The following is a 15,192-nucleotide window of genomic DNA, read 5'->3' on the forward strand; positions in this document are numbered from 1 at the left end:
TTTAGAAATACAAAATCTATAGTCCCGCAGCTTTGGTCAGGTTCACACGGAACCGATCTCGGCGGCGTTGATAGCGGCGGGTCATCTCAGCGGAGGCATGTCCAAGATGTTTTTGCACATAACGCTCATCCACTTCGGCTGAACTGGCCAGCCCCGCTCGCAAGCTATGACCAGAAAATAACGCCAACCGTTCTTTTTCAGGCAGATCAGCTCGGATGCCCGCGGCCAAGACGGTTTTCTTAATAAGCCTTGCCACATGTTTGTCCGACAGTCGCGCCTCAAGCGCATGTTTGCCATTGCGCGCCGTGCGCCTGAATACGGGACCAAGGTCAATTTTGGAAAAGTGCAACCACTGCTCAAGGGCATGCACAGGGCAGCTTTGATCTGATGATCCTCGACCAATCTCAACCTCGCGCCAACCGGTTTTGCTTTGAAAAGTCAAAATGACCCCTGCGTCCAAAATCTCGATCCAACCTTTGCCGTCAATTGTATCGCCCTTGCGCATATCCAAGCTGACGATTTCAGAGCGCCGTAATCCGCCTGCAAACCCCAGCAGTAAAATCGCACGATCCCGAAGCCCGCGCAGATCAAACCCCAAGGTTGCAACCATGGCGCGGATGTCTTCGGGAAGGATGGCTTCCTTTTGGACCGGAGGGCGGGCGTGCTTGCGCCGGATACCAGAGAGCACTGTCGAGATGTGGCGATCCTTGCGATCCAGCACAAAGCCATGTTGTTTGTAGTGCCACACAAGTCCAGAGAGGCGCCGCTCTATGGTCACCACAGACAGGGTAGGGGAGCGATCACCCGGAGCAGCACAATTGGCCATGTAAAGCCCGATCAATTCAGGGGAAGGTGGCAAAGGTTCTGCGCCTCGACGCCTGCACCAACGTGCGAATTGCGACCAGTCGGCTGCGTAAGCCGCATTGGTATTGTCCGCCACGGCCATGCGTGCGTAATCGCGTGCGGTGGTGACCAAACGATCCATGGTGCCTGAGCTAGAAACATCAGCTGGCAGGGCAATTTCATCGGGTTTTTGGGGCTTGGTTGGCATAGATTTTAGGCTATTTTATTATGTCCGATAATGCAAACTTATTGGACATAATAGATTATACAAGGTGAGGCGGTTTAATGGGAAGTATCTGGCCATAAGCGCCGTCATGGATTACGGTTTTTGTATGAAAATCGAGTATATTCCTCAAGCGACGATGCTAAATATAGTATTCCGAATACCGTCTTGGATTCCGTCTGGACGTGCCGAGTGTCTTGAAGAGGCTGCGTTTTTATCAGGGGCTGCGCTATCACATCTAAATCTTGTATTGATGTGCAATGAGGTGCCTCAGGAGTTGTTGAGGGATCGCTTGGCGCTACGGGCAGCCGAAGCCTGTATAAATTTTGCGGGACGACCAGAGCATGCAAATGACTTGCGTGATGCTTTGCACTTCATGCGCTCAGGCGACCTGCCTGGCCCGGCGGGGGAGACTTATCTGCACTGGCGGCGCGCGATCGAGAGGTCACTGTCGATCAAGACCTTGCAGCGCGCTATGCCTCAAGTTGATGTCGCACAGGTCGCGGATTGGCTCGATGCGGGGCAGGGTGCGCCGGTGGAGCGCGCTGCTGCTGTGATTGAAGCCGTTCTGACGGATGCGCCGCGTGCGGATGTTTCGGCCTTGATCCTTGCAGACGCTGCCTTGGCGCAGGGGCTTGGATGTGGCCATCTGGTTCCGCTGCTGGCTGTCGGGTTAAAACGTGCTGACCTCCGTAAGTGTGGTGATGATCTGCGATTGGCGTGTCATCGCGCGGTGACCTCTTCGGCTTGTGAGGTTGTCGGCTTGGCGGCGGAGCTTTCGCGTGGTGCAGCACATTTGAAAGCGGTCGCGCCAAAGCTGCGGGCGAAAGCGGCCGGCGCTGCGGTTGAGATGTTTCTGGCGCGGGATGCGGTTTCGCCAATGGCTCTGCCTTTGCCTGATCGGGCGGCACGACGTCTTTGCGATAGGTTGGTCGCATTGGGGGCGGTGCGGGAACTCACTGGCCGCGACACTTTTCGACTCTATGGGGTCTAATCCTATGGCTAAGCATCGCCCTGAGCCTGAACTTGACCGAGAGCTGGCCGACCTGCCGCCAGAACTGCGCTGGCGCGAATGGATGCGTCGGATTGAGGCCGTGCTGTTCGCTAGCGCCTCACCGGTCCCGCGCGAGGATTTGGCAAAGGTGGTGGGGCAGGAGGCTTCGATCGAGCTTTTGATCGAAGATATCAGAGCCGATCTTGTCGGTCGATCTTTTGAGATTACCAAAGCGGCTGGAGGCTGGATGTTCCGGACTCGACCTGCCTATGCGCCTGCAATCCGGGCCGCCGCGGATATTGGTGACCAAGGGATGGACCTGAGCGCGCTTGATGTCGCCGTGTTGACCGCAATTGCCTATCACCAACCGATCACGCGCGAGGGGTTGAAAGACATCTTCGCCAAGGACATCAGCCGTGACCTGATTGGACGGTTGCATGCACGTGGTTTGATTGGGACGGGGCCGCGATCCCCTCGGCGTGGCGCGCCTTATACGTTCGTCACCACCGAAGAGTTTCTCGTGCTGTTCGGGTTGGAAACGCTATGCGACCTACCGGATCGTGAGCAGATGCAGGATGCTGGGCTGTTAAAGTAATCGTATTGTCCACGAGTCAAAAGGCTCAAAACCCCATACTTGGGCCGTTGCTGGTTGGCGCAGGTCGCGGATTGGCATCAAGGGCCGCCTCAGTGCGTTTTTTGATTTCATCGGGGAGCCCCAAGAACAGCTTTGCAAGCTCTGGCATCTGATTTGTCCTGTTGGCACGCTCTTTTGCGAATTGGAACGCAAGCGGCTCGAGCACAGCCTCAGTCCACACGATCGGAAGCCCGCCTTGGTTTTCCATCACCTCCATTTCACACAGTAAGGTTTGGAGGGTGTCTGGGCTCACCCTAGATAAGGCCGCCCATCTCTCTCGGATATCGTCAGAGGAGACATCACAAGGGATGCCGCGCTTTGCCACACGTTTAGCGAAGGCCGCGCGATAGTCAGCATGCTGCAACCGAACAGTCAAAGAATGTAGCGTGCCGTTTCCGATATCTGCACCGTTGAGCCAGTTCCTGAGCCAGAGATTTGCCGTGGAATAATCCTCATCCGTCGGTTTCAAACCGGTCAACTCATCGGTCCAAGCTTTCAGGCTATCATGGGCTGGTCGGAGTGGGTCCAGTTTGCTGGTGAGGTCGATGACGTCTGAAGACAATCTGTCATATTCCGCTTGGGCTGCACGATGATTTGCATGGGTTTGTTTGAGATCTCGTCGCGCGCTGTTGAGCTCTTTTTGGGTTTGCCGTTTTTGTTTCTTGAGAATTTCTGTCTCATGTTTGCTTTCTTTGTGTCGCTTGAGCTGTTCGATAAACTCTGACACAAATCTTCGAATGCGCGAGAACGTGTCATGAATGATGGACTTGATGGTTGCAGGCAGAGGGATCGGATCGCCGTTTGAGAAGTGGGTCGACAGGAACTCATATCTGTCGCCTTTATCGGGCTTGCCTGAGCGACGTTCAAAGAGGTCATCCGTCGCTTTGCTTGAAGGGAAAGCATCAGATCCAACGACATGTTCGAAAGTGCTGTCAAAAATGGCTTCGAATGCGAAAGCGATGTTGGTTAGAGCATTCGATATCCAGTTCATCTCTTCCTTCATTTGGATGCGTTCGCGCCGTAATGTGCGTTCACGTTGCACAAGCTGCGCCATCCGTTCGTCCCATTCCGCAGTGCGATCTGCCTCAAGTCGTTTGGCCTTTTCTGCTGCATTTGCCTCTAAGCGCGCGGCCACTTTCTCGCTTGCAGCCACCGTCGCCTTTGAAATGCGCAATGCGTTGGCAGTGCCCGATTCCAGTGCTTCTCGCATAAGGTCGTTTTTTGCGGCTTCAAACGCTTCACGTTCTTTGTGCAAGGCTGCACGTTCCTCGGCCAGTTTTTGTCGTTCCTCCTGAAGCTGGGCCACTTCAGCTTCGTTCTGTTCCTCCAGTTCAATGACGTACTCGCGTTTGTCGCTGGGGTTTGGGTATTGCGCTGGTTCAAAGGATGCGAGCGAGTATTCAAGTCCGAGCGGCTTCATCGCTTCTGCATAGGATTCGCGCAACTGTCCAAAGCTGTTGTACTTTCCAAGGACATGGTTGGATGACCAACTTAATGTTTTCGTGCCAGTCTCTGTCTTCCAATCTTCGCAGCGCTGCTTAAACGCTTCGTCGGTTTCACCAGCTTTCTTGCGATCAGGTTTGCGAGACCGTTTCATGTAAGTTGGACAGATCGCGAGATGGACATGAGGTGTCGTCTCATCGCCATTGTAAATGGCAGAGACCAAGTCGTCTCCAAAGGTCGCGACAATCCATGCCTTTGTGAGCGTCTTCCAGGCGGATAGACGTTCTGGGTCTTCGCTCCCTGGATCCCCGCCATCCGGTCGGAAATATTCTGGAGAGGCACCGAGGATGATGGTGCAAAAAGGAGAGCCTGACGAGTTTTTAAATGTCGGCTCAACCACGTCTTTCATGTAGGCGTTCACATCGTTGAGAATGTGCATGCCGGATCCTATCCAAACCTCGTTGAGGTGCACCCGATCAAGGTCAATCGCAGACCAGCCGTCAGGGTTTCGTTTCGTCTGATGTAGAGTGGCTGCTTTCAAATTGGCTCGCGAAGATTGGCGAAAATTCGTGACGATGGCACCCGCTCCAGCAAGTTGACGCTCTTTTGGCTGACGTGGTTTTCTTGTGCCGCGTGGTTTCCGAGGGCGTCTAGTCATGACATCATTCCATATGGTTGAGACAGTGATTTCGATCTGGAGTTTATTGCTCATAATGAAACTCCAGATACGCAGGAGTGTCAATGAGGATCATGGGGAACTGCTACGCAGCCTCCCCCCGACACCCCCACGCTACGCGCCGACACGTTCTGGGCCTCTTTTACCCCTTAAATATTCCAATTGTGATGATGTCGTTGACCAGCCAATTACAGCGTTGCCCCAGCAGAATGCAGGTCGTTCGAAAGACAATGCACCGTCGCTTCCACACGGCACAAGTCGCATGGTTAGGTCTTTAACGTGGTGGGTTGGTGAGCGGTTTGGCGCAGTCGTTTACATGCTGACGCCGGCGGGTGCGCGGCGGTCTTTGGCGGTGGGCAGGGCGTTGCTGAAAATCTCTGTATTCAGCGTTCTTATGGCGTCTGTGTCCTTTGCCTCTATCGCATCGCACAGCGCGGTATACTGTTGGGGATTGGCCCCAAAGCCAATCTGAACGAGCCATTCAATATGGTGCGCATGCAAGCCGTAAATCATGCTTGTCGTCAGAGATAACAGAAAATCGTTCATGACGATTTGTACAGCGGTGCGGTGAAACGCAAGGGCAGCGACAGCGGCCTCAACCGGTGTGCCGTCAATCATCCGCGCCTGTTCGCGCAGGGCGCTCGTGTCCAAATTTCTCTCAGATATTTGTGCCAAAAGGCTGCTTTGGGTCATGGCCAATGCATTAATCAATTGATTGCCGACATCAGGAAAACTCTTTGACGCGCTCATCCAGCTAATCATTTCGCGATCGACAAAATTCCAATCAGGCTGGTTCAGAATTGTGGAGCCACGATGACGTTTGGTTTCTACAATTGACTTGGAAGAAAGTGACTTCACGGCCTCACACACAACCGTACGGCTGACGCTAAGCTCCTCACCCAGAATATCCTCACACGGCAAAAGCCCTGTTTGCGCTCAGTTTTTAGACACAATCGCGGAAAAGATGTGTTGCGCGGCAAGTGTGCTCAGATCGGTGCGGCTTTCCCTGATGGGCTCAAGCTTGGATGCCGACACAGTCTTTTGTGTCAGACACTCGCCCCGTACGCTTGGTCGTCGGTTGTTGATGTGGCCAGCGGCGAGACGCACTTCGCTGCTGAATTATAGGGCAGTTTCGCATAAGGTGCCGTATTAGGCACTAACGGAATGTCGCTCACGGATTTGGGTTTGCCGCAAACCTAATAATGATGGGGGGCATGATAAGGTTGGTCGCAACTGCCCGAACAAGCTGAAAGCCAACGACAATACCGACCGTCGCATTATTGAATTTTGCAGCGGCGATCATCTCTCCCAATCCTCCAGGTGCTACACTTAAGGCTGAGGTAACAAGATCAACATCTGTCATCCAAGTTACGATTGGTGCTATAAGAAGAATCATAACAAAGATCAGGGCCAAACTCGTTAATACGCTGAAAATGACGGCGCGGCGTAACTGGAAAAAATCTGCGACGTTCAGCTTCGTGCCAAGTGAAAACCCAATGAGCAATTGAGCTAGGATCAACATCCAAGGTGGCATGATGGCGACGGAGTAGCCTGACGATACCAGTAAGACTCCAACGCTGATCGGAGCAAGAATCCAAACGCTCAGTATTTTGAAGCGCGTTCCAAGGACAGCTAGGAGGCCCCCTCCGACTAAGCAAAGCGCAAGTGTCCCGAATGATTCCTCATTTATGTTTGGGTCAATGACTGTGCTTCCCGAAATTCCCACGAGAATAGGTACAGTAAGCACGACGATCACAACCCTGATCGTATGCGAGGCTGTGACGACCTCAACTCGTCCCCCAAAGTCTGCAGCAAGAGATGCCATTTCGGCAGCACCCGCGGGCAAGCAAGAGAGTAGTGCAGTCAAGCGATCAAGGCGGGTAAAATGTATGAAAGGCAATGCCATTAGAACACCAACAATGTTGGCTGCCACCGCCGCGCCCAACATCAGCGGAAGTAGCTCGATGATTAGTTTCAGAATTTCGGGACTTAACGTGCCGACTGTGGCGGTGCCAATCAACAATTGACCTGCTCGGCGCATTTTTTTGGTTTCCCCTAGGGGAGTGAAGAAATTAGAAACAATGCCTCCACTTAGCAGCGCTCCCAAAAGCCAGCCCAAGGGCACATCCAGAAACGTCAGGGCAGTACCAAAGGAAAAGCCTAGAAAAACCCCTGCTATGATGGGGGCCCAGTTTCTCAAGTATTTAAAAAGCATAACTCTAAGATTCACCCTGATCGGCTTATTAAGTTTTCTCAAGTGGATTCGTCGCGTTTGAGATTCTTACGTTTCTTTCCGGTATTTTTTATACATTTAAAGTAGTTAGATAGTTTTTAAGGACGTAAATTGATTGACGGCGGTCTTTTGCTAAGCACCAGAATCACAGAACAAGTCAGAGATTTTAACGGGGTGTGAAATCTGGCCATCTATATTGGCATATCGGATCATGGCTAGTAATTCTTCTTGGTTTTTCTCTAACCCATAAGGCCAAATATCGTCGCCCATTAAGGCTTTCGTCTCATCGTAATGGTCGGACAGCCATGGAAGCGCGGTGCGCACAAAGTTGGTATGTTTTAGATCCGATAATGCCATCTCTTTGGCTTGATCGAATGCCTTGAACACAGCTGAGGGTAACCATGGATGCGCTGCTACGATGTCTTTTCGGATTGCGATGCAATGCATAATTGGGAAAAAATGGGTTTCTTTAAAGTATGCTGCTTCAGCCGCGCGATACTGGGGGAAAAGGCGTTTGATTTTGTCTGGATGGGACTGAAAGCTGCTTGGCGCACGTGGTGTAATCAGAGCATCAATTTCACCTGATAGCAGCATATTATTCAGTGTTTCAGTGTGCTTTGTTTTCTCGAGATTTATCTTATCTGGCAGTACGATCGGGGTTCTTTCTTCTGTGCTGGGGGTTTCTTGTCCGCCCATGACCCAGCGCATGTCCTCGGGTTTGACGCCGTAGTGATCGTTTAGAATGCCTCGCACCCACATAGCGGCTGTTTGCTGATAGTCGGGTAGACCAATCCGCTTTCCTGATAAATCTTCGGGTTTTTTGATTCCGCTGTTTGTATTCACAAATATGCTTGAATGGCGAAAGCTACGGGCCGGAAAGATAGGGACTGCAATGTATTTGCTGTCGCCTCTCGCTGTTGTCAAAATATGGCTCGACATTGACAGTTCGGTGATGTCGTAGGTGCCTTTACGTAAGGCTGTTGCAAAAATTTCTTCCGGCTGCCCAAGGGACACGTCGAGATTCACGCCATCAATACGGATGGTGCCATCCAAGATCGGGCGGACACGGTCTGTCTGGGTACAGATCATCGTCAGTCTGAGCGTCATTCGTACCATTCTCCTTGGATTAGCGATCAAACCCTTGATCACAATTATTGAATGAAAATTTTTCTTGACCAATCTATCGCACCTCTCCTACATTCCATCAAGTAGAATTATTTTTCACTGAACGGAATTTATGCATGGCGACAGGTACAGTAGAGCGAACACTTATCTTGCTTCAGAGGCTGGCAGAGTCTCAGGGAGACACGACGATCAAAGCTCTGTCCGCAGCGGTAGAGTTGCCGCCAAGTACGGTGCATCGTTTGCTTGGTTTGTTGGCCGAACAGGGCATGGTGGAGCGTGGGGCTTATCCGCGAAGCTACCGGGTCGGAACCGAATTTTATCGGATGTCGATGCGAGTGGTATCAAACTGCAGCATTAAAGATCTTGTTGATCCGGTCCTGAAACGTGTTGTCTCCAAGGTTGGAGAAACTTGCATGTTGATGCGTTACTTCCCCGAGGCAAAGCAGGTGCTGCTTGAGCATTTTGTCGATGGCCCTAGCCAACTCAGATACTTTGTCAGGTTCAACGACCCACTTTCGCTTGTGTGGGGTGCGCCAGGGCGCGCGATATTGGCAAACCTGCCTGCGGCAGAAGTTGAAGATATACTCAATCAGAAACACTCAATGGCGTTAAACGGGGAACCTTTGCCCTCGATTGATGAAATGCGAACCATTCTGCATCAGATACGAACGCAGGGGTACGCCAAGTCGTCAGGCCAACAAGTGGAAAGCGCCGTTGGATTGGCGACACCTGTGTTCACAGGCGGAGGGGCGATCTTCGGCAGCATTTGCGTCACCGCACCCAATTATCGCTACGAGTCTGATAATGAAGAAAAGTTTGCAGATGCACTACGCGGCGCAGCGGCTGAACTGAGCGATTTGTTCGGCGACCCCGAGGCCGCGTCGAAAATGTCTAAGGAGAATACTGATGTCTGATACTTATTTGGATAGGCTGTGGGATGCACACGTTATTGACCATTTAGAAGATGGCAGTGATTTGATTCACGTTGATCGCCACCTTCTGCATGACTTGCATTGTGCAATTGCTTTTTCATCTGTTGAAGAGAGCGGCCGAGAGGTGAAGCATCCGGAGATGACTTGGGCTGTCGCGGACCACATGATTGCGACCGAGCCTGGACGGACGGGTACCAATGTACCCGGCGCACAACTGTTATTGGACCGGATGCGCAAGCACACCGACGACTACGGCGTAAAAATGTTTGGTATTGAAGATGCAAACCATGGCATTATTCACATCGTTTCAGCCGAGCAAGGTATCGCGCTTCCGGGGCTCACCGTACTTGCTTGCGACAGCCATGCATGCACGGTTGGTGCGCTTGGCACGCTGACTTGGGGCACGGGCACGAGTGAAGCCGAGCATATTCTCGCGACGCAAACGATCAGATCAACCAAGCCAAAACTAATGCGTGTCGAGTTTGAAGGCTCTCTACGTGAGGGTGTGCGCGCCAAAGATCTTATTTTGCATCTTATCGGGCATATCGGGGGAAGTGGCGGGCATGGGTATGCTATCGAATATGATGGTACTGCGCTTCGATCGTTGTCGATCGAAGACCGAATGACGTTGTGCAACATGACGATGGAAGCCGGTGCTGAAATTGCGCTGATCCGGCCAGATGAAAAGGTCTATGACTATTTGAAGGGTCGCAACTACGCCCCGGCAGGCGAAGAATGGGATCTAGCGGTCGCGCATTGGCGGGCTTTGGCCGCCAATTGTGACGAGACAGGAGATCGCGTTGTTACGCTGGATGTCAGCGATCTCGGACCGCAAATTACTTGGGGGACAATGCCGTCGCAAGTCATCAGCATTGACGGGACTATCCCCGATCCTGAGCAGGAGCCTGACGAGAGTGCGCGCGCGCAAATGCAGCGCGCAATGGAATACATGGGCGTTGGTCCCGGTGATAGTATTAAGGGGTTAGACGTCCAGCAGGTGTTTATTGGCTCTTGTACCAATGCACGGATCGACGATTTACGCCGCGCCTCGCGCATTGTTGCGGGAAAGAGGGTGGCTGACACCGTACGTGCAATCGTCGTTCCCGGATCGCGCAACATCAAACAGCTCGCTGAGCAAGAAGGGCTTGATCGAATTTTCTTGGATGCAGGGATGGAATGGCACGAGGCCGGTTGTTCGATGTGTGCGGCCATCAATGGTGATTTGGTGGCACCTGATACACGTTGTGTTTCAACATCCAATCGCAATTTTGAGGGTCGCCAAGGTCTACGCGCGCGTAGTCACCTTGTCAGTCCAGAAATCGCCGCGGCTTGTGCCGTCAGCGGCAAGATTAGCAATCCTTGGGAGGTATAAACCGTGAAGCCATTTGAAAACTTTCGAGGCATCGCAATGCCGATGATGCGCCCAGACATCGATACCGAACAAATGATCAACAGAGACTTCTTGATCACAGCCTCCCGCAAGGGACTTAGCAAAGGGTTATTTCATGACCTGCGCTATAGAAATGGCGAGAAACAAGCTGATTTTGTGATGAACCTGCCGCAGTATAGAGACGCGAAAGTATTGATTGGTGGACCGAACTTTGCCAGTGGCTCGTCGCGAGAACATGCTGTTTGGGCTGTTGTGGATTACGGGATTGGCGCGGTTATTGCGCCAAGCTACGGCGTGCATTTTTATCGCAATGCTCTTAAGAACGGATTGTTGCCGGTTATTCTTCCGCTTGCAGACGTCGCTGAGATTGCAGCCGCTGTTGAGGCCAGCAACGGCAGCTGTGAAGTTGCCGTGTCCCTAACAGAGCAGACTGTCAAGTTGGACAATGGAAAAGAATACGCATTCGAGATCCATAGCGAAGCCAAGGAAGCATTGTTGGCGGGGCTTGATGATATCGAACGCACTTTACGCCGCTCAACGCGCATTTCGGCTTTTCAAGCCAAAGACCGGCTTGAGCGCCCTTGGGTCTACTTAAGTAAAGGCCAAGCCCCCACTGAAATTTCGCCGGAGTAAGATAGCGTGAAACCGACAACCAAAATGCGGCAACTCTTGGCGAATGGGACGACGACCATAATGCCTGCTGTGGGGGATCCTTTTTCCGCCCGCCTTGTGCTGGCAGAAGGTTACGAAACGATTATGGTTTCCGGGAATGCTACATCCGCGATGCGTTTAGGTCTGCCGGATGTCGGATTGCTTAGCCTTCCAGAAAATGCGGATAATGTCCGTCGGATTTATGATGCAACTGGCCTTGCAGTCTTCGCCGATGCTGACACCGGTTATGGAAACGAATTTTCTGTGCGCCGAACGATACGGGAATTTGAACGTGCCGGTGCGGCTGCGATCATGTTTGAAGATCAGGTCTTTCCCAAGAAATGTGGAATGTTGGCGGGTAAGGAAGTCATTTCAACCGAGCAGATGGTCGATAAAATAAAAGCGGCCGTTGACGCACGCGACGACAATGATTTTGTAATTGTCGGTCGCACAGACGCAAGAGATGTAGAAGGATTTCAAGCCGCGGTTGATCGAGCAAACGCCTATGCCGAAGCTGGAGCCGACGCGATTTACGTAGCGGGCCCTCGGACTGAGACGGAAACGCAAGCTTTGATCCGCGCTCTGGAAATACCACAGCTTTACAACACGACGCCGAACGGCAAAGGACCACAATACTCGGTCGACGACTTGACCGAGTTGGGGTTTAGCCTTTTTACATTTTCGGTTTATTTGCTTCTGGTCGCCATGGTCCCCATGCGCGACATGCTTCAGATCCTGAAGCAGACTGGTGATCTGAGCGTTGCAACCCGCGGTGCCGCCAGCTTGGACGAATATCTCAAACTTCTCGATTTGGACGGCTGGAGCAGTCCACTCGTGGCACCTACATCGGGAGCGCGCACATGAAAGAAAATTTTTTTACCAAGCTGGACAGATGGGGTGCCTTGCTGACGGCTCTCGCCATTGCCGCGATATCAATTGCTTACCTTACGCAATCTTATCTCGCATCTTCTAAGTTATATAACATCATCTTTCTCGTGCCGATGGTGCTTATTGCGGTATTCTTGACCGTCATCATAATTGGCCGTTCTCTCAAAATGGTGCTCAAATCATCCTCGGCCGATGTCACAAATAATAATCCTACCCCAACATCAGATGGCAAGAATTTGGTGATCGCGGGCTTGATGGGTGGGTTTTTGGTTTATGCGTTTTCCATCCGTTACGTCGGGTTTGACGTCGCCAGCGCTTTCTACATCGCGTTCAGCCTTTGGATACAGGGAGAGCGCAGAATAATCGTGATCGTCCTTATGTCTGTCATCACTGCATTTGCCGTTACATGGTTGTTGATCCATGGCGCACGCGTTCCTGCAATCGCAACATTTCTGTAGGGGATTGGTATGAATTTCATAGATTTTCCAGCACTTCACGACAGCTTTGGAATACTTACCCAAAGCTATATTCCATGGCTAATGATTGTTCCTGGCCTGCTTATTGGTCTTGCAGGTGGCGCGCTGCCGGGCATTTCAGGCACGATGATCTTGGCGCTGATGCTGCCGGTCACTCCTTATATGGACTTTTTCACAGCAATTGTCTTCTTGACTTCGGTGTTCACCGGCGCGGGATATGGAGGTGCCGTTCCGGCTATTCTCGTTAATATGCCTGGGTCTACAGCGGCGGTGGCCACCACCTTTGATGGATTTCCAATGGCACGGTCCGGGAAACATAACGAAGCTTTGGGGCTTGGGTTGGCGGCATCCACTATTGGCACCCTCATCAGCTATCTTGTCTTGTTTGTGCTTATTAACTTTGTCGCGAAGGCTGTGCTGAAACTTGGCCCTGTCGAAATGGCAGTGGTGGCGATCTGGGGAATATCAATGATTGCGATGTTGCGAGGTGGAAACGTTGAGCGCGGTATTTTGGCTGGCGTTTTTGGTTTGCTCATCGGTACGATAGGGATCAGCCCGATAGGTCGTATGCGTGGGACGTTCGGTCTGCCAGAGTTGATTGACGGGGTGGCTGTTGTGCCCGCGATGATCGGGATTCTGGCGACAGCTGAATTGTTTAACTTAGCACGTTCAAAATACATCATAGACAATGATGCGGCTCGGATTGTCAGCTTTCCACTCATCTTGAAAGGTTTTCGAGACGTATTTGGTTATTGGCGCACGCTTTCCCGCGGAAGCCTGATTGGCATTTTTGTCGGTGCTATTCCCGGTGTTGGCGCTTCGGTTGCAAATTTAGTCTCATATGCAGCTGCGAGACGTTCTGATCCGGATCCTAACAGTTATGGGAAAGGAAATCCCAATGGGTTGGTCGCTTCGGAAGCAGCGAACAGCAGTTCTGAGGGGGGAGCAATGGGAACGCTACTTGCTCTTGGCCTTCCTGGCGGTGGCGGGACTGCGGTGTTGCTGGCGGCATTTGCGATGCATAATGTCACCGGCGGCCCCCGCTTTATCGCTGATCACAAAGATACTGTTTACGCGATTTTGATTTCCAATATGGTCCAAAGCCTTTTGCTGATTGTTGTCGGATTGTTGTTTATCCGAATGGCTGTTGTGATCATTAAGATTCAAGTCCGCCATTTGGTTCCAACTGTGATCGTGATCGCTATGGCTGGCAGCTACGCGATAACAGGGAATTTAACCGGACCAATAACGCTCGCGATATTTAGCGTAATCGGATGGGTCTTTGCCCGATATGATTACGCTCCGGCGGCTGCCGTTGTGGGGTTGTTACTTGGACGCTTTGTTGAAAGCCAATTTGTGTTTTCACATCAACTGAGTGGCGGAAAATTATCATTTATTCTAGAGCGTCCAATTGCTCTGATCATGATCGCCATCTTTTTGATATCACTGGTGTATCCGTGGATTAACGCGCGCATGAGATGTCGGAAAACGAACGAGGAATAGACACTTAACTTGCAGACCATTCAACACTTTCTGAGGAGGAGAAAGACTATGAATTTACGAAATATTATGTTGGCCACAATCACGTCGGTGCTTACTTTTGGCTCTACCGTTGCGGTCTCTCAGGACGCATACCCTGATCATACGATAGAGATGACTGGGCCATATAGCGCGGGGGGCGGCACTGACCGACTGGCGCGGTTCACCGCTTCTGCCCTTTCCGATGAACTTGGCGTACCGATCAATGTGGTTAACCGCCCTGGCGGTGGATTATTTACCGGAACGTTATACTTTTTCAATCAAGCGCCGGACGGATACAACATCATGTTTACGCCGCCGACGCCTTATATGGTGAACCATATCGAAAATATGGGCGCGCCATATAAAATAGATGATTTTATCTACGTTAATGCACAAGAAGTGGCTCAATCATTGCTGATGGTGTCTGAAACAAGTGAATTACAAACGCTTGAAGACATTATCGCAGGCTTGAGAGAGCCCGGGAAATTGAGCGCTGGCGTTATTGCGGGGTCTGGAGAGCATATCTCACTGTTGCTGATGATGAAGACCTTGGGAATCCCTGCTGAAAACCTGCGGTTAGTTACGTTTGATGGGGGCGGACCAACAAGAACGGCCCTTGCCGGCGCACAAATTGATTTCGGGATGGTTGCTGGACAGGGAAGTGAGGTGATCTTTGACCAAGTGCGCAAAATTGCTGTGTTCGCGGATGAGATAAATCCCGATTGGCCAGAGGCCGTTCCTGTAAACGAAGCGCTCGCTCAGTTTGATGTCGAAATTCCAATTCTGGATTCATCTGTGCGCTCAATGGTCGTACGTCGTGAGTTCAAAGAGCAATATCCGGAGCGTTATGAAACGTTTGTCGCGGCGTACCGCAGGGCTGTCGAAAGCCCCGAGTTCCAGCAGGCTGCAGAGGACGGAAAATTTGGTGCTGTTTGGAACGGGCCAGAGGTATCGCAAGAGATTGTGGAGAGGAACTTTAATCTTCTTTTAGAACATTCTGCTATTTTGGAATAACGTACAAGGAATCTCGCCGTTCGGAAATCAGGCCGCATATTTTGCCGCTTTTTCGAACGGCGACGCAATCTTAATTGAATGCATTAGGTTATAGGACACGAGCTTCATCCTAATATGTCAATCCTATTGCGAAATAAATTCTGACATCG

At 51.6% G+C, this 15,192-nt stretch carries 14 protein-coding genes; 9 read left to right on the plus strand and 5 right to left on the minus strand.

What is annotated here, in order from left to right:
- Window positions 1–16: 16 nt before the first annotated feature.
- The gene (locus KO497_RS10720; RefSeq protein WP_215943970.1) at window positions 17–1,051 is read right to left on the minus strand and encodes a tyrosine-type recombinase/integrase; all 1,035 of its coding nucleotides are present in this window, start codon (window positions 1,049–1,051) and stop codon (window positions 17–19) included.
- 154 nt (window positions 1,052–1,205) lie between these two features.
- On the opposite strand from KO497_RS10720, the gene KO497_RS10725 reads away from it, so the two are divergent.
- Both KO497_RS10725 and scpB read left to right on the plus strand, forming a co-directional pair.
- Window positions 1,206–2,060 carry a DUF1403 family protein gene (locus KO497_RS10725; protein ID WP_252729618.1) on the plus strand — a complete coding sequence of 285 codons (855 nt, stop codon included), beginning with the start codon at window positions 1,206–1,208 and terminating at the stop codon, window positions 2,058–2,060.
- 4 nt (window positions 2,061–2,064) lie between these two features.
- A complete protein-coding gene (gene scpB, locus KO497_RS10730; RefSeq protein WP_215943972.1) occupies window positions 2,065–2,655 on the plus strand; it encodes an SMC-Scp complex subunit ScpB in 591 nt (196 codons plus the stop codon).
- Window positions 2,656–2,680: 25 nt separating this feature from the next.
- On the opposite strand, the gene KO497_RS10735 is transcribed toward scpB, so the two are convergent.
- From KO497_RS10735 to KO497_RS10750, 4 genes are all read right to left on the minus strand, one after another.
- Window positions 2,681–4,849: a plasmid recombination protein gene (locus KO497_RS10735; RefSeq protein WP_215943973.1), complete on the minus strand. Its 2,169-nt coding sequence runs from the start codon at window positions 4,847–4,849 to the stop codon at window positions 2,681–2,683.
- Window positions 4,850–5,125: 276 nt separating this feature from the next.
- Window positions 5,126–5,563 (minus strand): FCD domain-containing protein, encoded by a 438-nt coding sequence (locus KO497_RS10740; RefSeq protein WP_252729619.1) that lies wholly within the window; start codon window positions 5,561–5,563, stop codon window positions 5,126–5,128.
- 421 nt (window positions 5,564–5,984) lie between these two features.
- Window positions 5,985–7,028, minus strand: coding sequence for an AbrB family transcriptional regulator (locus tag KO497_RS10745; protein ID WP_215943975.1), 1,044 nt, complete (start codon window positions 7,026–7,028; stop codon window positions 5,985–5,987).
- A gap of 150 nt (window positions 7,029–7,178) precedes the next feature.
- Entirely contained in the window at window positions 7,179–8,153 is a 975-nt protein-coding gene (locus KO497_RS10750; protein WP_215943976.1) for a PhnD/SsuA/transferrin family substrate-binding protein, read from the minus strand.
- A 134-nt stretch (window positions 8,154–8,287) separates the two neighbouring features.
- Here KO497_RS10750 and KO497_RS10755 point away from each other — a divergent pair, with 134 nt between their 5' ends.
- Genes KO497_RS10755 through KO497_RS10785 form a run of 7 tightly spaced genes read left to right on the plus strand, consistent with a single transcriptional unit; the run spans window position 8,288 to window position 15,043 of the window.
- Window positions 8,288–9,085 carry an IclR family transcriptional regulator gene (locus KO497_RS10755; RefSeq protein WP_215943977.1) on the plus strand — a complete coding sequence of 266 codons (798 nt, stop codon included), beginning with the start codon at window positions 8,288–8,290 and terminating at the stop codon, window positions 9,083–9,085.
- Window positions 9,078–10,475 carry a 3-isopropylmalate dehydratase large subunit gene (leuC, locus tag KO497_RS10760; RefSeq protein ID WP_215943978.1) on the plus strand — a complete coding sequence of 466 codons (1,398 nt, stop codon included), beginning with the start codon at window positions 9,078–9,080 and terminating at the stop codon, window positions 10,473–10,475. The genes KO497_RS10755 and leuC overlap by 8 nt, the downstream gene beginning before the upstream one ends.
- A gap of 3 nt (window positions 10,476–10,478) precedes the next feature.
- Complete coding sequence (gene leuD / locus KO497_RS10765; protein ID WP_215943979.1) at window positions 10,479–11,126, plus strand: 3-isopropylmalate dehydratase small subunit; 648 nt, start codon at window positions 10,479–10,481, stop codon at window positions 11,124–11,126.
- A 6-nt stretch (window positions 11,127–11,132) separates the two neighbouring features.
- A complete protein-coding gene (locus KO497_RS10770) occupies window positions 11,133–12,008 on the plus strand; it encodes an isocitrate lyase/PEP mutase family protein (protein ID WP_215943980.1) in 876 nt (291 codons plus the stop codon).
- On the plus strand, window positions 12,005–12,490 hold the full coding sequence (locus tag KO497_RS10775) for a tripartite tricarboxylate transporter TctB family protein (protein WP_215943981.1): 486 nt from the start codon (window positions 12,005–12,007) through the stop codon (window positions 12,488–12,490). Before KO497_RS10770 ends, KO497_RS10775 begins: the two co-directional genes overlap by 4 nt.
- Window positions 12,491–12,499: 9 nt before the next feature.
- Window positions 12,500–14,011: a tripartite tricarboxylate transporter permease gene (locus KO497_RS10780; protein WP_215943982.1), complete on the plus strand. Its 1,512-nt coding sequence runs from the start codon at window positions 12,500–12,502 to the stop codon at window positions 14,009–14,011.
- 9 nt (window positions 14,012–14,020) lie between these two features.
- Window positions 14,021–15,043 carry a Bug family tripartite tricarboxylate transporter substrate binding protein gene (locus tag KO497_RS10785; RefSeq protein ID WP_215943983.1) on the plus strand — a complete coding sequence of 341 codons (1,023 nt, stop codon included), beginning with the start codon at window positions 14,021–14,023 and terminating at the stop codon, window positions 15,041–15,043.
- The last annotated feature ends 149 nt before the right edge of the window (window positions 15,044–15,192 follow it).

This window comes from Pacificibacter marinus, from assembly GCF_018860665.1.
Classification (GTDB): domain Bacteria; phylum Pseudomonadota; class Alphaproteobacteria; order Rhodobacterales; family Rhodobacteraceae; genus Celeribacter; species Celeribacter marinus_A.